The 19957-nt window shown below is 59.1% G+C and carries 20 protein-coding genes; 7 read left to right on the top strand and 13 right to left on the bottom strand.

The genetic code is table 11. The features are described 5' to 3' along the window. Positions 1-100: 100 nt before the first annotated feature. From VF684_RS12955 to sdhC, 4 genes are read right to left on the bottom strand one after another with little or no spacing between them, the layout of a single operon-like run. Positions 101-817 (bottom strand): succinate dehydrogenase iron-sulfur subunit, encoded by a 717-nt coding sequence (locus VF684_RS12955; protein WP_005333549.1) that lies wholly within the window; start codon positions 815-817, stop codon positions 101-103. A 16-nt stretch (positions 818-833) separates the two neighbouring features. After that, positions 834-2600, bottom strand: a complete 1767-nt coding sequence (gene sdhA / locus VF684_RS12950; RefSeq protein WP_026035029.1) for a succinate dehydrogenase flavoprotein subunit — start codon at positions 2598-2600, stop codon at positions 834-836. A 1-nt stretch (position 2601) separates the two neighbouring features. Continuing rightward, on the bottom strand, positions 2602-2946 hold the full coding sequence (sdhD, locus tag VF684_RS12945) for a succinate dehydrogenase, hydrophobic membrane anchor protein (protein ID WP_005333558.1): 345 nt from the start codon (positions 2944-2946) through the stop codon (positions 2602-2604). Next, complete coding sequence (gene sdhC, locus VF684_RS12940) at positions 2940-3317, bottom strand: succinate dehydrogenase cytochrome b556 subunit (protein ID WP_021231296.1); 378 nt, start codon at positions 3315-3317, stop codon at positions 2940-2942. Before sdhC ends, sdhD begins: the two co-directional genes overlap by 7 nt. A gap of 64 nt (positions 3318-3381) precedes the next feature. Between sdhC and VF684_RS12935 the strand changes: the two genes are divergently transcribed. The 3 genes from VF684_RS12935 (at position 3382) to VF684_RS12925 (ending at position 5459) form a co-directional block, all read left to right on the top strand. Then, a complete protein-coding gene (locus VF684_RS12935; protein ID WP_124929313.1) occupies positions 3382-3582 on the top strand; it encodes a hypothetical protein in 201 nt (66 codons plus the stop codon). Between the two features lie 177 nt (positions 3583-3759). Then, complete coding sequence (locus VF684_RS12930; protein WP_005333572.1) at positions 3760-5046, top strand: citrate synthase; 1287 nt, start codon at positions 3760-3762, stop codon at positions 5044-5046. 92 nt (positions 5047-5138) lie between these two features. Further along, positions 5139-5459, top strand: coding sequence for a DUF4377 domain-containing protein (locus VF684_RS12925; RefSeq protein WP_139440592.1), 321 nt, complete (start codon positions 5139-5141; stop codon positions 5457-5459). 77 nt (positions 5460-5536) lie between these two features. Here the strand turns inward: VF684_RS12925 and VF684_RS12920 are convergent, their stop codons facing one another. Both VF684_RS12920 and VF684_RS12915 read right to left on the bottom strand, forming a co-directional pair. Then, a complete protein-coding gene (locus VF684_RS12920) occupies positions 5537-5977 on the bottom strand; it encodes an acetyltransferase (protein WP_139440591.1) in 441 nt (146 codons plus the stop codon). Positions 5978-6035: 58 nt separating this feature from the next. Next, positions 6036-6881 (bottom strand): DUF5718 family protein, encoded by an 846-nt coding sequence (locus VF684_RS12915; RefSeq protein WP_076492000.1) that lies wholly within the window; start codon positions 6879-6881, stop codon positions 6036-6038. A gap of 338 nt (positions 6882-7219) precedes the next feature. Between VF684_RS12915 and VF684_RS12910 the strand changes: the two genes are divergently transcribed. From VF684_RS12910 to VF684_RS12900, 3 genes are all read left to right on the top strand, one after another. Next, positions 7220-7612 carry an NUDIX hydrolase gene (locus VF684_RS12910; RefSeq protein ID WP_075115100.1) on the top strand — a complete coding sequence of 131 codons (393 nt, stop codon included), beginning with the start codon at positions 7220-7222 and terminating at the stop codon, positions 7610-7612. An 85-nt stretch (positions 7613-7697) separates the two neighbouring features. Beyond that, positions 7698-8204, top strand: coding sequence for a GNAT family N-acetyltransferase (locus tag VF684_RS12905; protein WP_139440590.1), 507 nt, complete (start codon positions 7698-7700; stop codon positions 8202-8204). Positions 8205-8501: 297 nt separating this feature from the next. Beyond that, positions 8502-9620, top strand: a complete 1119-nt coding sequence (locus VF684_RS12900; RefSeq protein ID WP_088868802.1) for a glycerol dehydrogenase — start codon at positions 8502-8504, stop codon at positions 9618-9620. 107 nt (positions 9621-9727) lie between these two features. On the opposite strand, the gene pdxY is transcribed toward VF684_RS12900, so the two are convergent. From pdxY to VF684_RS12885, 3 genes are all read right to left on the bottom strand, one after another. Further along, a complete protein-coding gene (gene pdxY, locus VF684_RS12895) occupies positions 9728-10591 on the bottom strand; it encodes a pyridoxal kinase PdxY (RefSeq protein ID WP_019446110.1) in 864 nt (287 codons plus the stop codon). Positions 10592-10764: 173 nt separating this feature from the next. Then, positions 10765-11541 (bottom strand): DUF429 domain-containing protein, encoded by a 777-nt coding sequence (locus VF684_RS12890; protein ID WP_204381243.1) that lies wholly within the window; start codon positions 11539-11541, stop codon positions 10765-10767. An 83-nt stretch (positions 11542-11624) separates the two neighbouring features. After that, positions 11625-12188, bottom strand: a complete 564-nt coding sequence (locus VF684_RS12885; protein ID WP_204381244.1) for a VC2662 family protein — start codon at positions 12186-12188, stop codon at positions 11625-11627. 260 nt (positions 12189-12448) lie between these two features. Here VF684_RS12885 and ybcJ point away from each other — a divergent pair, with 260 nt between their 5' ends. Continuing rightward, entirely contained in the window at positions 12449-12682 is a 234-nt protein-coding gene (gene ybcJ / locus VF684_RS12880; protein WP_005361116.1) for a ribosome-associated protein YbcJ, read from the top strand. 33 nt (positions 12683-12715) lie between these two features. On the opposite strand, the gene VF684_RS12875 is transcribed toward ybcJ, so the two are convergent. The 4 genes from VF684_RS12875 to VF684_RS12860 form a co-directional block, all read right to left on the bottom strand. Then, the gene (locus VF684_RS12875; RefSeq protein WP_019446113.1) at positions 12716-13189 is read right to left on the bottom strand and encodes a DUF4442 domain-containing protein; all 474 of its coding nucleotides are present in this window, start codon (positions 13187-13189) and stop codon (positions 12716-12718) included. A gap of 167 nt (positions 13190-13356) precedes the next feature. Beyond that, positions 13357-15108, bottom strand: coding sequence for an ABC transporter transmembrane domain-containing protein (locus VF684_RS12870; protein ID WP_204381245.1), 1752 nt, complete (start codon positions 15106-15108; stop codon positions 13357-13359). After that, positions 15105-16841 carry an ABC transporter transmembrane domain-containing protein gene (locus tag VF684_RS12865; protein ID WP_204381246.1) on the bottom strand — a complete coding sequence of 579 codons (1737 nt, stop codon included), beginning with the start codon at positions 16839-16841 and terminating at the stop codon, positions 15105-15107. Before VF684_RS12865 ends, VF684_RS12870 begins: the two co-directional genes overlap by 4 nt. 166 nt (positions 16842-17007) lie before the next feature. Next, entirely contained in the window at positions 17008-19812 is a 2805-nt protein-coding gene (locus VF684_RS12860; RefSeq protein ID WP_279459098.1) for a hybrid sensor histidine kinase/response regulator, read from the bottom strand. Positions 19813-19957 lie beyond the last annotated feature (145 nt).

The following is a 19957-nucleotide window of genomic DNA, read 5'->3' as shown; positions in this document are numbered from 1 at the left end:
TTCTTGTTACTGCTGCGCAGCTTGTAGGGGTCAAATAGCCATCCTGCCACGGGTGGGATGGCTATCCAGAGGTCGGGCCAGCACCTGGCCGGCCCTGATACTAAACAGCCCGATTGAGCAACATCGACTTGATCTGGCCAATCGCCTTGGTCGGGTTCAAGCCTTTCGGACAGACGTTCACGCAGTTCATGATGCCATGGCAGCGGAACACGCTGAAGGCGTCGTCCAGATTCCCCAGTCGTTCGGTGGTCGCGGTGTCGCGGCTGTCAGCCAGCCAGCGGTAGGCGGCGAGCAGCCCGGCCGGACCGATGAACTTGTCGGGATTCCACCAGAAGGAGGGGCACGAAGTGGAGCAGCAGGCACAGAGAATGCACTCGTACAGGCCGTCAAGCTTGGCGCGCTCTTCGGGGGATTGCAGGTGCTCACGCACCGGCGGCAACTTGTCATCATTGATGAGGAAGGGTTTGACCTTCTCCCACTGGGTGTAGAACTGGGTCATGTCGATCACCAGATCGCGGATCACCGGCAGGCCAGGCAAGGGGCGGATAACAACGTTATTGCCCTTCTTCAGCAGGTCGGAGAGCGGGGTGATACAGGCAAGACCGTTCTTGCCATTCATGTTGAGACCGTCTGATCCACAGACCCCTTCGCGGCAAGAGCGGCGGAAGGCGAGCGTGGGATCCAGCTCTTTCAACTGGATCAGTGCGTCGAGCACCATCATGTCGGAACCTTCAGGAATATCAAGACGATATTCCTTCATATGGGGGACGTTATCAACATCCGGATTGTATCTGTAGACAGAGAATGTGACGTTCATTGGGCTGGCTCCGCAATCAGTAAGTCCGGACCTTGGGCGGGAACGCCTCACGGGTCTTGGGTGACATGTTGACAGCGCGACGGGTCATGGACTCGGTGTCCGGATGATAGAGGCTGTGGCACAGCCAGTTCTCATCGTCGCGATCCGGGAAGTCGAAGCGGCAGTGAGCACCGCGACTCTCGGTACGGAAGTTGGCGGCAACCGCCGTGGCAAACGCCGTCTCCATCAGGTTGTCCAGCTCCAGGCACTCGATACGCTGGGTGTTGAACTCTTTGGAGGTGTCATCCAGACGGGCTGACTTGAGGCGCTCGCGGATAACTTTGAGCTCGGCCAACCCTTCTGCCATCGCCGCACCTTCGCGGAATACGGAGAAGTTGTTCTGCATGCAGCGCTGCAGGTCTTTGCGGATCTGCACCGGGTCTTCCCCGTCACGGCAATTTTCCCAGCGGTTGAAGCGGGACAATGCGGCATCCAGATCCGACTCGGAAGCATCACGGCCGTGATCCATCTCGCCCAGGGTGTTGACCAGATGCATGCCGGCAGCGCGGCCGAACACCACCAGATCCAGCAGGGAGTTGCCACCCAGACGGTTGGCACCGTGTACGGAGACGCAGGCAATCTCGCCCACCGCAAACAGACCGACTACCGGCACATCGTTGCCGTTCTTGTCCTGAGTCAGACACTGGCCATTCACGTTGGTCGGCACGCCGCCCATCATGTAGTGGCAGGTCGGGATGATCGGGATCGGCTCTTTGACCGGATCCACGTGGGCGAAGGTGCGAGAGAGCTCGCAGATCCCCGGCAGACGGGATTCCAGCACCTCTTTGCCGAGGTGATCCAGCTTGAGCTTGATGTGCGGACCCCAGGGACCATCGCAGCCACGGCCTTCACGGATCTCGATCATGATGGAGCGGGCCACCACGTCGCGACCGGCCAAGTCCTTGGCGTTCGGCGCGTAACGCTCCATGAAGCGCTCGCCATCTTTATTTAGCAGATAGCCGCCTTCACCACGGCAGCCTTCGGTTACCAGCACCCCTGCACCGGCGATGCCGGTCGGGTGGAACTGCCACATCTCCATGTCCTGCACGCCGACGCCGGCACGCAGCGCCATGCCGACACCGTCACCGGTGTTGATGTGGGCATTGGTGGTGGACTGGTAGATACGACCGGCACCGCCAGTCGCCAGCACGGTAGCCTTGGCCTTGAAGTAGACCACTTCACCGCTCTCCATATCGATGGCGGTACAACCCACCACATGGCCATCCTGGTTTTTCACCAGATCCAGCGCATACCACTCGGAGAAGACGGTGGTCTTGTTCTTGACGTTCTGCTGATAGAGGGTGTGCAGCAGGGCGTGACCGGTACGGTCGGCGGCCGCTGCGGTACGGGCAGCCTGCTCGCCACCGAAATTCTTGGACTGACCACCAAACGGACGCTGGTAGACAGACCCGTTGTCGAAACGGGAGAAGGGCAGCCCCATGTTCTCCAGCTCATAGATAGCCTCAGGACCGGTTTTGCACATGTACTCGATGGCTTCCTGATCACCGATGTAATCGGAACCTTTTACCGTGTCATACATATGCCACTGCCAGTTGTCATCGTGGGCATTGCCCAGCGCAACCGTGATCCCGCCCTGGGCGGAAACAGTGTGAGAACGGGTTGGAAAAACCTTGGACAACAGAGCGCAGCTCTTGCCGGACTGGGCAATCTGCAGCGCGGCGCGCATACCGGCCCCACCGGCACCAATCACCACCGCATCAAATTCACGAGTTGGAATAGTCACCTTACACACCCCACAGCACGACGAAACCCGTCATCAGATAGACAAACAGCACCACGACCAGGGCAAATTGCAGCGCCCCGCGCAGCCCTACCGGCTTGATATAGTCAGTCAGCACCTGCCACAGACCAATCCAGGCATGGATCAGTACGCAGAGCAGGGTCAACAGGGTGAATACCTTGGTGAATGTTTTGGCGAAGAAGCCTGCCCACACCTCGTAGGTGATGTCGTTGAACGCGACAAAGCCCACCAGATAGAGGACATAACAGGTCATGATGAGGGCGGTGGCGCGGATCAGGATGTAATCGTGAACGCCGCTGCGCCCGAAGGTTGCAGAATTGGTTACCATACAAGCACTCCCGCCAATACAGCCAGGATCGCGGTGATCACGAAGGCCACGCGGGCGCTCTGATTGCCGGATTCCAGCTCTTCCCAATAGCCCATATCCATGACCAGATGACGCAAGCCGCCCACAATGTGGTATGCCAGCGCAGTCAGGATCCCCCACAGCACGAGTTTGACCAGGAAGTTGTCCATGATGGCAACCACGGTTGCAAACCCTTCGGGAGAGGCGAGTGAAGTACCAAGCATCCACAGCAAGATGCCCAGTGCAACAAAGGTAATGACCCCTGAAACACGGTGCAGGATGGATGCAATGGCAGTGACAGGAAAGCTGATCGTCTGTAGGTCGAGGTTGACCGGTCTCTGTTTGTTTTTCACGCTTGCCCACTCAGCTCCATTGAGCACGTTAGTTATTGTTTTAACTCACACTTGAGGGCACGGAATGGTGATTGTTGGTTTTTTGTTACCAAAACACTCTGAAAAAGCCAAAACGCGAGTTTTCGGTTTCACATCAGGCTTTGCCAAAGCGTTTCAAACACCCGCAGCCATGACCCACGTGGCGCAGTATATCGGCGGCCTTAACCGAAGACAATCAATTAGCTACAAAGAAAACACAAAACCGCAAACTCGATCGCATATTTAATTTAACATTTCATTAATGCCATTAATGGGGTTCCAGCAAAATTGACATTGATAAGGAACTCTGTTTCAAATAAGGCGCTCCAGCCACTTCGGTATGGGTAACAACCTTTGCCAGCGTCATAAAAGTCGTAATAGAGTAGGACTGGAACCAAATTATAAAGAGCAAAGGAGACGTGCTATGGCTGATAAGATAGCCACCCTACACCTGCCCGGAAAAGATCCGGTCGAACTGCCGATCCTCTCCGGCACCATCGGCCCGGATGTCATCGATGTCAGAAAATTGGGATCACAGGGGTATTTCACCTTTGACCCCGGTTTTATGGCGACCGGTTCTTGCAAATCTGCCATTACCTACATTGACGGGGATCAGGGTGTCTTGCTGCACCGTGGTTACCCCATCGCCCAGTTGGCCACCCAGGCCACCTATCTGGAAGTCTGCTATATCCTGCTGTACGGCGAAGCGCCGACCAAGGCGCAATATGCCGAATTCGAACGCCTGGTCACTCGCCACACCATGGTTCACGAGCAGATAGCCTTCTTCTTCCGCGGCTTCCGTCGTGACTCCCACCCCATGGCCATCATGTGCGGTGTAGTCAGCGCCCTCTCCGCCTTCTATCACGATGCCCTCGACATCAACAACGAGCAGCATCGCGAGATCTGTGCCTTCCGTCTGCTCTCCAAGATGCCGACTCTGGCAGCCATGTGTTACAAGTACTCCATCGGCCAGCCGTTCATGCAGCCGCGTAACGCCCTCTCCTATGCCGGTAACTTCCTGCACATGATGTTTGGCGTGCCGACCGAAGAGTACAAGGTCAACCCCATCGTTGAACGCGCCATGGATCGTATCTTTACCCTCCATGCGGATCACGAGCAGAACGCCTCCACCTCCACCGTTCGTCTGGCTGGCTCCTCCGGTGCCAACCCGTTCGCCTGTATCGCCGCGGGGATCGCCTCCCTGTGGGGACCGGCCCACGGTGGTGCCAACGAAGCCTGCCTGCGCATGCTGGAAGAGATCGGCTCGGTGGATCGCATCCCCGAGTACATCGCCAAGGCCAAGGACAAGAATGATCCGTTCCGCCTGATGGGCTTCGGTCACCGCGTCTACAAGAACCACGACCCCCGTGCCACCGTGATGCGCGAAACCTGCCACGAAGTACTGACCGAGCTGCAGATCAAGGATCCGCTGCTGGATGTGGCCATGGAGCTGGAGCGTATTGCGCTCTCCGACCCCTACTTCGTCGAGAAGAAACTCTACCCGAACGTGGACTTCTACTCCGGCATCATCATGAAGGCGATCGGAATCCCGATGAGCATGTTCACCGTGATCTTCGCCATCTCCCGCACCATCGGCTGGATTGCGCACTGGAACGAGTTCCACTCAGACCCGGACAGCAAGATTGGTCGCCCACGCCAGCTCTACGTAGGCCACCCGCTGCGCGAGTTCACTCCACTCGAGCAGCGCTAACCACTGCGCTGATATGGTTTGTTACAAAGGCGGTCATTGACCGCCTTTTTGTTTGCCGCTCTAATGCCCCCTTTCGCGTTAAGGAGTCCATTATGAAACCACTGTTTATCAGCGCAGCCTTGCTGCTGACCGCCTGCCAGAGCGCCCCCGCCTCGTCACAGGGGGAGACCCTCTATATCAACAGCCAGCTGGTCGATTGCGTCGGAGTTGGCCCGATGCAGTGCATGCAGGTTCGCAGTGATGAGCAGCAGCCCTGGACGCTGTTCTACCAGAATATTGAAGGTTTCCAGTTCGAGCCGGGTTACCGCTACCAGCTCACTGTCAGCAAGGAGCAGCTCACCGATGTGCCGGCCGATGCCCCCTCCGTGCGCTATCGGCTGATCAAGGTGGTGAACAAGGTCGCCAGCAAGTAACAAACACGATCAAAAAACGGGGGATGGCTGATGCCATCCCCCGTTGGTTTATGGGTACTGCGCCTCATCAGGCACGATCAGGTCGGCGCCAACGCCATATGCAGCAGAGGATAGGGCTTGCCCTGACCATCCAGCGGCGAGCGACCCGTCACGGTGAATCCCATCTTCAGATAGAAGCCCACCGCCTGTTCGTTCTGCTCGTTGACGTCAACCAGCGTCGCGCCGCCCTGCGTGATGGCATGGGACACCAGCAAACGCCCCACGCCACTACCGCGCGCCCCGGGAGCCACAAACAGCATCTCTATCTTGCCATCGCATAGCCCGCAAAAACCGGCAATGCGCCCCTCCTCCGTCCGGGCACAGTGCAGTGTCACCGCATCGAGGTAGTGCTCCAGAATAAGCGGTTTAAGCGCGAGGATCTCGGCCTCCTGCAGAAAGTGGTGGGTCGCCCGCACCGAGGCCTCCCACAGCTCGATCAGGGCCGGATAATCGGCCCGCGTTACAGTATCAATCTTCATCAATGACTCTTTGTTGCAGCCCGCAGGATGGCTGTGGCCTCCCCGCGGGCCAATCTGATTAGCGCGCCTGCACCGCTTGCAGCAGCACCGACATATCAGCGCCAAAGTTGCGGCTGCGGATCGCCTCGCGGATATCCGCTTCGCTGTAGCGGCTGCCCGGATAGACCACCACACAGGAGGTGTCGCCAGGCTTGAGGAAGTGGGTCTCGCCAAATGGGGTATAACGGGTGGCGCCGATACTGATGAGCGCGTGGGGAGGATGCCCCGCCTGCGCCAGCAGCCCCTGAATGTGCTCCGCCGGCCCCTCATCCTGCTGATGATTGAACTTGTCGATGGCCCAGTCGAGCAGCTTGCCGTGGAAGTAGCTGTAGTCGATGGCGGCGCTATCTACCCCGTAGGCGTGCAGCTCACCGTCCCGCTCCAGATAGCAGGCGATGCGATAGTCATCGAGCTCGCAACCGGCGGTAAAACCGGAAAGCGGCAGCAGGTTGGCCGCCAACCCCTTGCTCTCTTCGCCCCAGTTCTTCTTCTCGCTGATCTTCTTGGCGTTGGGACGGCGGATGGAACAATCGTTATAGGCACCAAAGGCGCGGGGATGGATCGCCACCACCTGCTTGCCGGCATACTCCAGCTCGCACCAGAGGGCTACTTCCGGCTCGATCTGCACCTTCTCGTCACCACTGACCGCCGCTTCCGGCAGGAAGATCGCCTTGTCGCTCAACGGGAATACCCCAAGCTGACCCGGATGGCCCGGCACGAAGAAGGGGAACAGCGCCTTGGGCGCCGTGGTATCGCGCACCACGACCGCTACGAAGTCCGACGCTTCACCCGCCTGCTCCAGATGACCGGCGAAATTGCCCGCGACCCCGAGTCCGATAAACTTGCTCTCTGCTGCTATCTGCATCTTGCTCACCTGCATCTTGCCAACGCAAGGTAGCAGGCTCGTCGCCTACTACCGCTAAAGTGGCAAGATTAAACCACAAGGACCCCGCCTTCGCCCAGCCCGGCCCTGTAGTGATGTGCGCCAGTGCGCTTTTTTAGGGACGAGAAGGCTGTGGTGAACCAGCCATTGCGCACTCATTCAGCTACGCGGTCACCGCGTTGGAAACAGTGCGTTTCCGGCATCTCCCCTCTTTCTCCTTGGGACTCAACTTCATCTTTGTTAGGCTGCCGGCATGCAAAACAACTGTGCGCTTGAATGCGCCACTGCTCATCACGGCAACCCCATTGGAGAGAAAACGGATGATCGACAAACTCGCCTGGCTCACCTTTAAAGATCAGCAACTGCTCTGCGCCCGCTCCCACGGCAAGGGCATCTATTACATCCCGGGCGGCAAGCGGGAACCGGGCGAGAGCGACGAGGCGGCGCTGATCCGCGAGATTGAGGAGGAGCTGGCTGTCACCCTGCAACCCGACACCCTGCGCTTTGCCTGCGAATTCAACGCTCAGGCCGATGGCAAACCGGCAGGTGTCGAGGTGAGACTGCGCTGCTACACCGGCGAAGCGAGCGGCACCCCGATCGCATCGGCCGAAATTGCCGAGCTGCGCTGGCTCGACAGCTCTCACCTCGATGAGCTCTCCCCCGTCTCCCGCCTGCTGTTTGTCTGGCTGGTTGAGCAGGGGCTGATCCGCTGACAAGCCGTACTCGCGGCGAGCATACGTCCCACCTCATATGAACCCACGGTGGCAATCAGCCACATAGCAACGACAAGGATGTCAGATGGACATTGTGGAAGTTAATAGCGCAGCGACCTACCAAAGTGCGCTCATCACCCTGCTGCAAGATTGTGTCGATAGCGGCGCCTCGGTCGGTTTTTTACCACCGCTGACCACGGAGGAATCTACCCGCTACTGGCAAGGAGTTGAAGCGGATCTAGCGGCAGGTCACCGAAAGCTGTGGCTTGCCCTTGAGCAACAACAGCTTGTGGGAGCGGTTCAGCTCGCGCTCTGTGGCAAGGCCAACGGGCACCACCGGGCCGAAGTGGAAAAATTGATGGTACTGCAAACGGCGAGAGGCAAAGGTGTCGGTCGTGCGCTGATGCAGGCAATGGAACAAGGCGCCCATGCCGCGGACCGTTCGCTGCTGGTGCTGGATACTCGCGCCGGAGATGTGGCCTCCCACCTCTATCGTCAACTCGGCTATCTGGACGCGGGCCAGATCCCGAGCTTTGCACGCAACGCCGATGGCTCTCTTGCTGCGACCATCATCTTCTACAAGCCGCTCTGACCATCCCCTATCCCTTATCCACATACAGCAGGGCCGCACCAAGCGGCCCTGCTTGTTGCCAGCGTGACTGTTTGTTGCAGCAATATGGCTTGCGACGGATTGCCACGATACGGCCATTGCGCCTGTATGCCTCAACACCGCCAATCGCCGCCCCAAAATACAGCCAAACAAATAGAAAGATTAATTAATGATTAAAACGCCCCCCTTTTCTTCTTCATCTATTGCCTCATCAGGCGTATCGTAAGAGACCCATTTGATAATCAATTTTATGTTATTCACTGCCTTGAGGAATAATGGATGCCCACTTTGCCCCGTACAGTTACCTCCCCCAAAAAGTTCATCATCGGTCAACACCTTCTCCCGCAACTCCATGAGCACGTTAAAGATTTTGGTGACTATGCGTTGCTCATCAGCGATGAGTTCATTCTGGAGCGGGTACGGGAAGAAGCTTTGGCGGGGCTCCTGCAGGCAGGCCTCAGGGGAGTGGTCGACAAGTTTCGCTATGAATGCACCGAACAGGAGATCCACCGCCTGACCCACCTTGCAGAGCAATATGGTGCGAACGTGATTGTCGGGATCGGCGGCGGCAAGACGCTGGATGTCGCCAAGGCCGTGGCCTTCTATCTGCGCCGTCCGGTTGTGCTGTTCCCAACGATTGCCTCCACGGATGCCCCCTGTACGGCGCTGGCGGTGATCTATAACCAGGCGGGTGAATTTGAACGCTATCTCTTCCTGCCGCAAAATCCGGACGTGGTGCTGGCTGACACTGCCATCATTGCCGCCGCCCCTCCCCGCTTCTTTTCCGCAGGCGTCGGCGATGCCCTGGCCACCTATTTCGAGGCGCGCGCCTGCTATCGGGCGGACGGGCTCAATCTGGTCGGCAAGCGCCCTTCACGCACTGGCCTTGGTCTGGCAAAGCTCTGTTACGAGCTGCTTGGTGAGAACATCGAGCTGGCCATGGATGCGATACGCCACCATGTCTCGACCCCGGCGCTTGAGCAGGTTATCGAGGCCACCATCTACCTCAGCGGGGTCGGCGCAGAAGCCGGTGGACTGGCCGCCGCTCATGCCGTCAACAACGGCATGTCACTGATCGCGGAGCTCCATCGTGCCCAGCATGGCGAGAAGGTGGTCTTCGGCCTGCTGACCCAACTCGTGCTTGAGCGCGCCCCGCAACATGAGCTTGATGAGGTGTTTCGCATCATCGACTGTGCAGGTCTGCCCATGACGCTGCAAGAGCTGGGGCTCACCCACTTTGATGAAAGCGAGTGGCGCAAGGTAGCGCAGCTGGCCTGCGACCCCCTCGATACCATGGGCAACATGCCGATGACAGTGAGTGAACAGGATGTCTACGCCGCCATGGTAGCGGCCAATGCCATGGCTGAGCGTTATCGCCTCCGCCATCCCCGCATCTGATTGCTTGCCGCACTAAATAGGCAAACAGTAAAAAGGCTTGCCCATTGGCAAGCCTTTTTCATCTGCATCCCACCCCCTTGTCGGGATAGACGAGAGTTCGCGTTGACTCAGGGCAGTTTCACCGCTCGCACTGCAACCTCTGGCAGGGCGAAGGCATCTTGCGCGGCGATGAGTTGCAGCTCGTAAGCCTGCTGGCGCCATGTCTCCTGCAGCACCGCATCCACCGAGGCGTTGGTGCGCTCGAACGCGCTGACCGCATCGTGACCGGCCAGCAAATTGGCCAGCATCAGGGCGCTGATAAGATCGCCAACCCCCACCGGCTGGCGGGCAAAGTCATAAAGCGGACGGGCAATCAAGTAATCCCCTTGCGGGGTGGCCAGCAGCATCTCGAAGCGGCTGGAGTCCTGCGCCGCACGACCGAGATGCTTGACCAGCACCAGCTTGACGCCGCGGGCCAGCAGCTGATGGGCAGCCGCGCGGGTCTGATCCAGATCTGCCAGATGGGTATCACAGAGGGTCTCCAGCTCCAGCAGGTTGGGGGCCATCATGTCGGCCACCGGCAACGCCTGCTCGGTCAGGAAACGGGTAACGCCGGGAGCGACGATACACCCCTTCTCCGGATGACCCATCACAGGGTCGCAGAAGTAGATGGCATCGGGGTTGGCCGCCTTGACGGCGTTGACCACGGTCAGGATCTCGTCCCCCTGCTCGGCAGAGCCAAGGTAACCGCTCAGCACGGCGTCACACTGGCTCAACACCTCGATATTGCCCAATCCTTTCACCAGCGCACTGATATGACCCGCCGGCATCGCCATTCCCTGCCACCCCTGGGCATATTGGGTGTGGTTGGAAAACTGCACCGTGTTGATGGGCCATACATCCATGCCGAGGCGACGCATGGGGAAGACGGCCGCGCTGTTGCCGGCACAACCAAAGACCACGTGGGACTGAATAGAGAGAACGGATTTCATCGGGAATACCACAGCAAAGGATCAGCAAGGTGGGCAATATATCGGATGAAGATAACGATGCGCCACCTTGGCGCGGTATGAACAGGCAATTTCCTGACTAAAGACAGGTTTTTTGCGCCATTTGGCCCGCGTCCACAGGATGAGCGGCGCCATGATGCGCCGCGTCCCCGTCATCACATGCCGTTGTGCTCAACGCCATGACGGGCAAAGTGATAGACCCATCCCTCATCACACGGCATGTCACTGGGTGGCGAAATCAGCTCTGGCAATACCGTCACCTTGCCACCAGCGGCATATTGCAGCGCCATCAGGGCGCAGAGCGCCGCATCATAGCGATCGGTGCCGACCAGCACATCCGCAGGCAGCAGCGCCGCCAGCTCGGGCCGTGCCGGGGCGGCCTTACCGCCCACTTTGGCCAATGCCGGATAGACCTCCAGCACGGCACGACTGGCCTTCGGGGCAACGGTCGGCACCAGTTGCAGATCAGAGAGCTGCGGCAGCATGGAGAGCGCCAGGGTAGCGTTGTTGCCGAGCCGGTCGAAGGTAGCCGAGAGCGGCTTCTTGCCGTATTGCTGATACAGCCAGCGCTCGCAGTCGCGGTAGGCGTAGGGGTTGTCTATCTCCCGCTCGGGCACTGCGCAGCTGTGTGGCTGGCCATTTAGCAGATCCCGCAAGGCGCGGGGAAAGGCGAGCGGAGCATCGATACCGAGCGCCAGTTGCGGGCAGGCTTCTACCTGCATCAGGGTCAGCTCGTTTTGCAGGGCCGGACGCAACAGGGCGGCCAGATCCGGCGCCACCCGCGAGCTCAAGCGAAACAGCGGCGACACCCCGAGCCAGTGCAGGCTGTTGGAGTCGGCCTGCCAACCCACCACGGCCACCGCCTGGGCACTGCCCTGCCAGCCACGCACATCCCAGCCGATCCCGATTGCACTCATCTGCCCTGCCGTCATCAATCACCTCTGTTCGCCTGTCACAAGTTACAAGAGGCACAGGGTAATCAGCAGAGGCCCTTAACGCAAAGCGAACTGCCTTGTCAGAACGATTTCTGGAAGTTCACCAGCGGCAGAATGGGGAACACGCCGTTGGCGGCATAGTTGGCCAGCCCGACCTGCAAGCCATCAAGGTGCTTGGTCGCATTGATAAAGCCAATCTGGAAAGTGGTACGCTCGGCATAGTTGACGAAGCCGACGTTGGCCAGCGCATTGCCCTTGGCGATATTGACCGCCCCCCAGTTGAGCCCCTGTACATTGTTGGTCAGGTTGACCAGCCCCAGATTGACGCCGGTATCCTGCCCTTCGTGCCAGTTGATGGCGTTGATGGCGACCCCGCCAAACTGGTGACGTACCCGACCAGCACCGAGAAAGATCCCGAGCTGCAGGCCGCTGAACTGATCCACATCGGAGAGGGCGAAGATCGGCAGATCGATCCCCTTCACCTGACCAGTGCGGCCATAGAGCAGCGAGGCGCGCGCCCCTTCCACCTGATGGGACGCGGGCAAATTGACCCCGGGCAGCGAAACCTGCACCGGAGTACTGGCCTGCGCGACACCGCACAGAGTCAGGGCGCTGCATGCCAGCAGCAGGCGGGAGAGTGTCATGGAAAGTTCCTTGGGCCATTGAGAGTGGCCCGATCCTAACAGTCAGGGGAGAGTGTGGGCACACTAGCAGGGACGAGGTGCGTCACGATACGTCACGGGTGGCCCTCTCACCTCTCCATCAGGTCTTGCGAAAGCGCCACCTCAAGGACAATCGGCCACTTTTTCGCAGCGAGTGGCCCCTCTTCCTTTCTTTGCCTGAGCGAACTGCCTAAAATAGTTGCCCTGCTGTATCCGGCATTCATCCATCTAGAGGATTTCCCATGGAGACGTTTCTGCTCGAAGGTCACCCCTTCGTTGCCTTGTGTGACCTTATCAAACATCAGGGGTGGGCCGATTGTGGCGGCGCCGCCAAAGCCCTCGTTGCCGAAGGGCTGGTCGAGGTGGACGGTCAGGTGGAGACCCGCAAGCGCTGCAAGATCGTGGCCGAACAGGTGGTCAACTTCAACGGCATGAAGGTCGTGGTGAAAGAGGGCGTCAGCCCGGAGATTGGCTAAACCCGTTTCGGGGAGCCACTCTCCGGCAACCCGCTAGCTGGCCTTGATCGACAGGGTCAGCACAAAACGCGCCATCGCCTCATCCCCGTTCAATGACGGACAAGTGGCCACCACCTGGATGGGGCGATTGATGCGCTGACCGCTTGCCAGCGATTCGTCGATCATGGCGTCAATCTCCTCTCCCGCTGCGCAGTCGAACTGCACATCCCCCTCCGGGCGTTTCAAAAACTCCCCCTGCACATCCTTGAAGGCGAAGTGCACCTTCTTGCGCCGCTGCCGCCCCTTCTCCATCACCAGCAGACCGCCTACCAGATCGGCGCCGGTCGCCAGCGCGCCAAAATACATGCTGCCCAGATGGTTGCGGGTACGCCATCCAAGGGGAATGCGAATGCGCAGCGCCTTGGCGTTCATCTCTTCGATGATCGGGGCACAAAACCCGATGACGGGAATGTAGCGCCAGGCAAACAGCCGAAGCGCCAGATTGGCTTTGAAGCGTTGCAAATCCATATGCGAACTGATCCGATGAGTTAATGTAAACAACATGTTGCCTGCATCTGCGCCATTCGACAAGCACAGGGATCACGGTTACGACCTTTTGCCCAACCCCAAAAAACAGAGGGAACCGCACCGGTTCCCTCTTTTCGCTCATGTCGCTGTTACAGCAAATGTGCCGATCAGGCGCGCTTCTCTTCCAGCCAGGCCCCCTGACTCTGCATCTCGAACAGCTGGGCATAGTGACCGCCGAGGGCCATCAGCTCGCTGTGGCTGCCCCGCTCGCTCACCTGACCGCGGGAGAGCAGCAGGATCTCGTCCGCATCGACGATGGTCGAGAGGCGGTGGGCGATGGCGATGGTGGTGCGGCCACGACGGGCGGCAGAGATCGCCTGCGACAGCGCCAGCTCGGTCTGGGAGTCCACGCTGGCCGTCGCTTCATCCAGAATGAGGATGCGCGGATCCCCCACCAGCGCGCGGGCAAAGGAGAGCAGTTGCCGCTGGCCGGCGGAGAGGTTCTTGCCCCCCTCCTCCATCAAGGTGTTGATCCCCTGTGGCAAGCTGCGCACAAACTCGGCCAGCTGCACCTCGCTCAACGCCTGCCAGAGCCGCGCTTCGTCTATTCCGGCGCGGCCGAGACGCAGGTTCTCCGCCAGGGTACCGACGAAGATAAAAGGATCTTGCTGCACCAGCCCGATGCTGCGGCGCACCGCCGCCAGCGACAGGGTATCCAGTGCGTGATCATCGAAGCGGATCTGCCCCTGATCCAGCGGATAGAAGCCCATCAGCAAGCTGATAATGGTGGACTTGCCGCTGCCGGTATGGCCTACCAGCGCCAGCATCTGGCCCGGTTTTGCGGCAAAACTGACCTCCCGCAGCACCTGCTGCTCACCATCGTAGGAGAAGCTCACCCGCTCGAAACTGACCCGCCCTTCCAGCGGGATCATCTCGCCATCGGTGCTTTCGCGGGTTTCATCGAGCAGGGCAAAGACCCGCTCCCCCGCCACCATCGCCTGCTGCAACTGGTTAAGCTGGTTGGTCATCTCGATGAGCGGCTCGATCATCCGCCCCAGATAGCTGATAAAGGCGTAGAGCACCCCCACCTGAATGGCACCGGCGTGGCTCCCCCCCTCGTGGGCGAACAGCGCCAACAGACCGATCAGCACCATCATGTAGAAGAGATCGATGAGCGGACGCAGCAAAATGCCGTTGATCTTGAGGCTCTTGATCCGTGCCGACCAGTGCTGCTGGTTCACCTCGGCAAAGGCGTTGGCAAAGTGGCGCTCCTGCACCATCGCCTGGATCACCGGCATCCCCTGCAGCGACTCGTTGAGGCGGCTGTTGATGTCGGAGAGCAGACTGCGGGTCGCTCGCACCACCGGCACGCTCAGTTTCTGGTAGAGCCACATCACCCCGCCCACTGCGGGCAGCAACAGGGAGCAGACCAGCATCAGCCGCAGATCCAGCAGCGCCATGGAGATGAGGATGCCGCACAACAGCACCACTTTTTGCACCAGCAAGCCGATCACCTGCACATAGAGGTTCATGATCGCTTCGGTGTCGTTGGTGATGCGGGAAATCAGCGAGCCGGAGCGATGCTTGTCAAAGTAGCGGGCCGGCAACCGGATCGCGGTGGCAAATACCTGCTCGCGCAAGGTTTGCACCACCGCCTGGGCGATACGGTTAAAGCGCAGGGATTGCAAATAGAAGCCCGCCGCCGACAGCACCTGCAAGCCCAGATAGCCCGCTGCAATCAGGGCTATGGTGGGCAGCACGATATTGCGAGGCGCCAGATAGTCATCGATAAAGAGCTTGATCAGCAGCGGCCCGGCCACTTCGGCGCCGGTGGCGAGCAGCAGGCAAATCCCCGCCTGGATCAGCCAGCGAGGATACTGGGCGCAGTAGGCGAGCAGTCGTTTAATGGTCGGATTCACAGGCTCTTCTCCACCGCTTCTTCGAGACGCTGATAACGCACCATATCTGCGTACCAGCCATTGTGCGCCATCAGGGCACCGTGATGACCCCGCTCGCTGACGGCCCCCTGCTCCAGCACCAGGATCTCGTCGGCCTGCTCCACCGCCGTCATGCGATGGCTGACCAGGATCAGGGTGCGACGATGGGCTTTGAGGGCATGCAGAATTTGCTGCTCGGTGTGGGCATCCACCGCCGAGAGCGCATCATCGAGCACCAGAATGGGCGCATCCAGCAGCAGGGCGCGGGCAATGGCCAGCCGCTGTTTCTGACCGCCGGAGAGGGTCACCCCTTTCTCCCCCACCTCGGTCTCATAGCCCTTGGGGAAACGCACAATATCATCGTGGACACAGGCAATGCGCGCCACCCGTTCGACCTCCTCGCGGCTCGCATCGGGTTTGCCCAGGGCAATATTGGCGGCGATGGTGGTGGAAAACAGGAATGGCTCCTGCGGCACATAGGCAAACTGGCTGCGCAGTGTGGCGAGCGGCAGCTGGTCAATCGGAACGCCACCCATGACAATCGAACCGTGAGTCGGATTGGCAAGGCGCATCAACAGCTTGAGCAGGGAGCTCTTGCCTGCCCCGGTGCGCCCCACCACCCCGAGCATCCCCCCTTGCTTGAGGGTAACGTCGATATCTGCAAGCAGGGTGCGCTGCTCAAGTTGATAGCTCACCCCTTTGATCTGCAAAGGAAAGGCAGAGATAAACGCGGCCGGCTGGGTGGGCTCTTCGATATCGCTGCGTTCCCCCAGCAGGCTTTCGATACGGGAGTAGGCGGCGCTGCCCCGCTCGATGATGTTGAACAGCCAGGCGATGGCAAACATCGGCCAGATCAGCTGGCCGAGGTACATGGTGAAGCTGGTGAGCTCACCCAGGGTCAACTCACCCTGAAGCACCAACACACTACCCCCCGCCACCGCGAGGAAGTAGGAGCAACCGATGCAGAGGTAGATGACCGGATCGAACTTGGCATCGATGCGGGCCACCGCCATATTGCGCTCCCCCGCCTGTTTGGTCAGCTCGGCAAAGCCCTCATCTTCCAGCGATTCAACCGCATAGGATTTCAGCACCCGCACGCCGGAAAGGGCCTCCTGGGTCTTGTTGTTGAGCTTGGAGAAGGCCCCTTGCGCCGCCTTGAACTGGGTGTAGATCTGAGTGCCGAAGCGATTCATGAAATAGGCCATCACCGGCAGCGGCAGCAAGGAGACCAGCGTCAACTGCCAGGAGTACTGGCTGCACATGATGGAGAGCACCAATACCCCGACCATGATGGAGTCCACCAGAGTCAGCACCCCTTCGCCAGCGGTCATCTCCACAGCCTGAATGTCATTGGTGGCATGGGCCATCAAATCGCCAGTACGGTGGCGCTGATAAAAATCGGGGCTCATCCGGGTGAAATGACTGAACAGGCGATTGCGCAACACATAGGCCAGACGGTAAGAGGCACCGAACAGCATCACCCGCCAGACGTAGCGCAGCAGATAAATCAGCACCCCCAGACCAAACAGCCCCGCCAGATAGCGCATCAGGGTGCCATTGTCGAGACCACCCTTGGTGATGCCATCCACCACCCAGCCCACCACTTTGGGCGGAATAACGGTCAACAGGGCCACCATCAGCAGCAGGGAGATGGCAGCCAGATAACGTGGCCACTGCTCCTTGAAAAACCAGCTCAATCGTAGAAATACGCTCACACCACCAACCTTTAGCGCTCTCTGCCCATGACCGCTCCAAGGAGCGGCCATCAGAGAAGCCACGCAGAAATAGAAGAATGAAAACAATAGCCTCCGGCTGGAGGCGATTCGAATGAAAGCTCATCATATCCCGAACCGGGATGGTTGAGAATAATTACTATTTAATTCACTGTGACATGCGATCATCCCCTGATGAATAGGGATTATACGAATTTTCATGCTGCTCACCGGTCAACAGGAAGTGTGACACCTCTTCCCGGGTCTGGCTGAACACCTGTTGCAACTGCTCCAGATCCGTCTCGCTTAGCACCTCGTTTTGCCGCAGGCGCCACTCCAGCTCGCCAGCCACCAATTGCAGACGGGCCGCCGAGATATTGGCCGACACCCCCTTGAGGGTGTGCAGCAGCTTGCTGGCCACCTCGGGCTGCTGACGGCGCAGAGCGGAGCGGATCTCCCACAGATCGTCCTTGTGCTCCGACATGAACAGCTTGAACAGGATCTGCAACGCCTCCTTGTCCTGCTCCAGCCGCTTGAGGGCATCCTGCAGATCGAGGATCCCGATCATATCCGGCGGTTTCACCTCCATGATCCCCGCCTGCTCCACCCCTTGCGGCTTTACCCACTGCAGCAGGTTGTTGTAGAGATCCAGCTTGCTCACCGGCTTGGTGACATAGCCATTCATCCCCACCCCCAGGCAACGCTCCTTGTCACCGGGCATGGCACTGGCGGTGAGGGCAATGATGGGCACATCGTGTTTGTCGACCATCTTACGGATCTGGCGGGTGGCATCGAGTCCGTCCAGCACCGGCATCTGCAAATCCATCAGGATCACGTCAAAAGGCTGCTCGGCGACCCGCTCCACCGCCTCCCGACCATTGCTGACCACACACACTACCGCATCGACGCGCCGCAGATATTCGATGATGAGCTGCTGATTGACCCGGTTGTCTTCCGCTAACAGCACTCGGGTACCCTGCAACAGAGATTTGAAGTGTTGCTGATCCCCCTGTGCCTCGGCCTTGCGCAGGTTGAGCTCGTAGGAGCTGCCGTTGAGCAGTTCGTCCACCTTGGCCAGCAGGGCATTTTCGGTCATCGGTTTGGGCAGAAAATGGGTCAGCCCCATGCTGTCCATCCGGGCGTGTAGCCCCTCTCTGGCCCAGGCACTGATCATCAGGATGGGGATCCGCCGCCACTGGCTGTGCTGATACATCTCCAGCGCCAGATCGAGCCCGTCCTCCTGACCCATGCGCCAGTCGAGGATCGCCAACCGCAGATTCGGTCCCTCTTCACGGAGCAGCTGACGGGCGCGGGAAAGGGAGTTAACCGGCAGCACTCGCACTCCCGCCCGAGTCAGAATGTCCCGGGCCAGATCCAGCACCAGTTCGTTGTCATCCATCACCATCACCAGCGGCTGGTTTTCGAAGAAGACTTTCCGTCCAGCCACGCCGTAGACCGCCTGCGCCATCGGAATATCAAACTTGAACAGAGAGCCGACGCCAGGCTTGCTCTCTACGCTGATCCTCCCCCCCATCAGCTCCACCAGCCGCTGGGAGATGTTGAGCCCAAGACCCGAGCCGCCATATTTTCGGGTATTACCCGCCTCCAGCTGGGTAAACGCCTGAAACAGTTGGGTCTGCTTCTCTTCGGCAATGCCGATGCCGGTATCGCGCACACTGAAGCGGATCCGCATTGGGTGAGGATTGGCCAGCTCGATGCAGACTTCGACTTCACCGCGTTCGGTAAACTTGATGGCGTTGTTCACCAGATTGACCAGCACTTGTCCCAATCGCAAGGGATCCCCACGCAAGAAGACCGGCACCTCCGGTGACTTGCGAATAACCACCTCCACGTGCTTGCGCTCCGCCAGATCGGCAAACATGCCCGCCAGCGAATCGAGCTGCTCGCTGAGATCGAAGTCGATCTCCTCCAACGTCAGCTTGCCTGACTCCACCTTGGTCAAATCAAGGATGTCGTTGATCAGCAGCAGCAGGGTATCGGATGAGGATTTGATCTTGCCCAGATAGTCCCGCTGTTGCTGATCCAGTTCGGTCTGCAGTGCCAGCGAGCTAAAACCTATGATGGCATTCATGGGGGTGCGGATCTCGTGGCTCATGTTGGCCAGAAAATCGCTTTTCGCCTGGGCCAGCAAGCCGGTCTGGCGCGACAACTCGCTCAGCTTCTGGTTGCGGCGCCACAGGGTGAAGGCCACCAGCGCAAAGCAGATCAAAGCCCCGCACAGCACCATCAGATAGAAGCGGTTCATCAAAGAGGAGGCGCGCTCCAGCTTGTCGAGTTTCCAGCGCACCAGACTCTCGATCACATGCATGTCGATGAGCTGGTAACGCAAGGTGTGATAAGCAATCACCTGCTGGCTCATCTCCTTGCTCAGGCGGATCAGGGTGGCGATCTCCGGCAAGTTGCCATAACGGGATTGCAACTGCTGTTGCAGCTGGTCCAGCGTAGTCTGTTCACGTTTGTCCCAACTGCGCTGCAGATAGTTGCTCAGTTGCGCCAACTCCTCCAGGTCGCGATGAAGCGCACTGTCTGACGGGCTTATCCCCCGCACCTTTTGAATCTGGGCCTGCAGGGGCGCATTGAGATACTCGATAGCCATCTCAATGGCATGAAGCCTGGCCAGCGCCATCAGATAGGTGTCCATGTCATCAAGCAGAGCCTGGGAAAGGTCGTCTTGCACCAGCTCGGGATCGCTTCTGACTTCCCGTACAAAACCGTCAAGGGTGATGGATAACTGGTTCAGTCGCTGCTGGACATTGCTGTCATTGGCCTGCTCCCGCCCAAGCAGATAGACGGTATCGGCGTTGATCCGGTTCAGCACCACCTCGGCCGCGTCGTTCAGGTCATGGGCCTGTTGCTGCTGACTGAGCGACTGCCAGCAGTAGCCCGAAAAGGCGAGCAGCAAGGCAACGATCAGCCCTGGCACAGCACGGTTTTTCCGTGATCCTTTATTCATCCCGTCTCGACTCTCATCTGGTGGTCGCTGAATTATCCGGTTAGGCAATGAACCCTGGGGGAATTATCCACTCCCGCTGGGCACTGTGTTACCGTTATTGCTCTGATATTTCGCTATTGTTTCGCGATTGCTTCATTCTGGCTTC

The organism is Aeromonas sp. Lyrl_2, assembly GCF_051948815.1.
Lineage (GTDB): Bacteria > Pseudomonadota > Gammaproteobacteria > Enterobacterales > Aeromonadaceae > Aeromonas > Aeromonas veronii.
This window is presented reverse-complemented; position numbering and strand designations above follow the sequence as displayed.

Bases quoted from the DNA above. Each gene is read 5' to 3' on its own strand.
- VF684_RS12925 (WP_139440592.1), top strand. From the start codon at position 5,139: ATGAAACCACTGTTTATCAGCGCAGCCTTGCTGCTGACCGCCTGCCAG.
- VF684_RS12935 (WP_124929313.1), top strand. From the start codon at position 3,382: ATGGTGATTGTTGGTTTTTTGTTACCAAAACACTCTGAAAAAGCCAAA.
- VF684_RS12920 (WP_139440591.1), bottom strand. From the start codon at position 5,977: ATGAAGATTGATACTGTAACGCGGGCCGATTATCCGGCCCTGATCGAG.
- sdhD (WP_005333558.1), bottom strand. From the start codon at position 2,946: ATGGTAACCAATTCTGCAACCTTCGGGCGCAGCGGCGTTCACGATTAC.
- VF684_RS12885 (WP_204381244.1), bottom strand. From the start codon at position 12,188: ATGACACTCTCCCGCCTGCTGCTGGCATGCAGCGCCCTGACTCTGTGC.
- VF684_RS12905 (WP_139440590.1), top strand. From the start codon at position 7,698: ATGGACATTGTGGAAGTTAATAGCGCAGCGACCTACCAAAGTGCGCTC.
- ybcJ (WP_005361116.1), top strand. From the start codon at position 12,449: ATGGAGACGTTTCTGCTCGAAGGTCACCCCTTCGTTGCCTTGTGTGAC.
- VF684_RS12860 (WP_279459098.1), bottom strand. From the start codon at position 19,812: ATGAATAAAGGATCACGGAAAAACCGTGCTGTGCCAGGGCTGATCGTT.
- VF684_RS12915 (WP_076492000.1), bottom strand. From the start codon at position 6,881: ATGCAGATAGCAGCAGAGAGCAAGTTTATCGGACTCGGGGTCGCGGGC.
- VF684_RS12875 (WP_019446113.1), bottom strand. From the start codon at position 13,189: ATGGATTTGCAACGCTTCAAAGCCAATCTGGCGCTTCGGCTGTTTGCC.
- VF684_RS12930 (WP_005333572.1), top strand. From the start codon at position 3,760: ATGGCTGATAAGATAGCCACCCTACACCTGCCCGGAAAAGATCCGGTC.
- pdxY (WP_019446110.1), bottom strand. From the start codon at position 10,591: ATGAAATCCGTTCTCTCTATTCAGTCCCACGTGGTCTTTGGTTGTGCC.
- VF684_RS12955 (WP_005333549.1), bottom strand. From the start codon at position 817: ATGAACGTCACATTCTCTGTCTACAGATACAATCCGGATGTTGATAAC.
- VF684_RS12910 (WP_075115100.1), top strand. From the start codon at position 7,220: ATGATCGACAAACTCGCCTGGCTCACCTTTAAAGATCAGCAACTGCTC.
- VF684_RS12900 (WP_088868802.1), top strand. From the start codon at position 8,502: ATGCCCACTTTGCCCCGTACAGTTACCTCCCCCAAAAAGTTCATCATC.
- VF684_RS12890 (WP_204381243.1), bottom strand. From the start codon at position 11,541: ATGACGGCAGGGCAGATGAGTGCAATCGGGATCGGCTGGGATGTGCGT.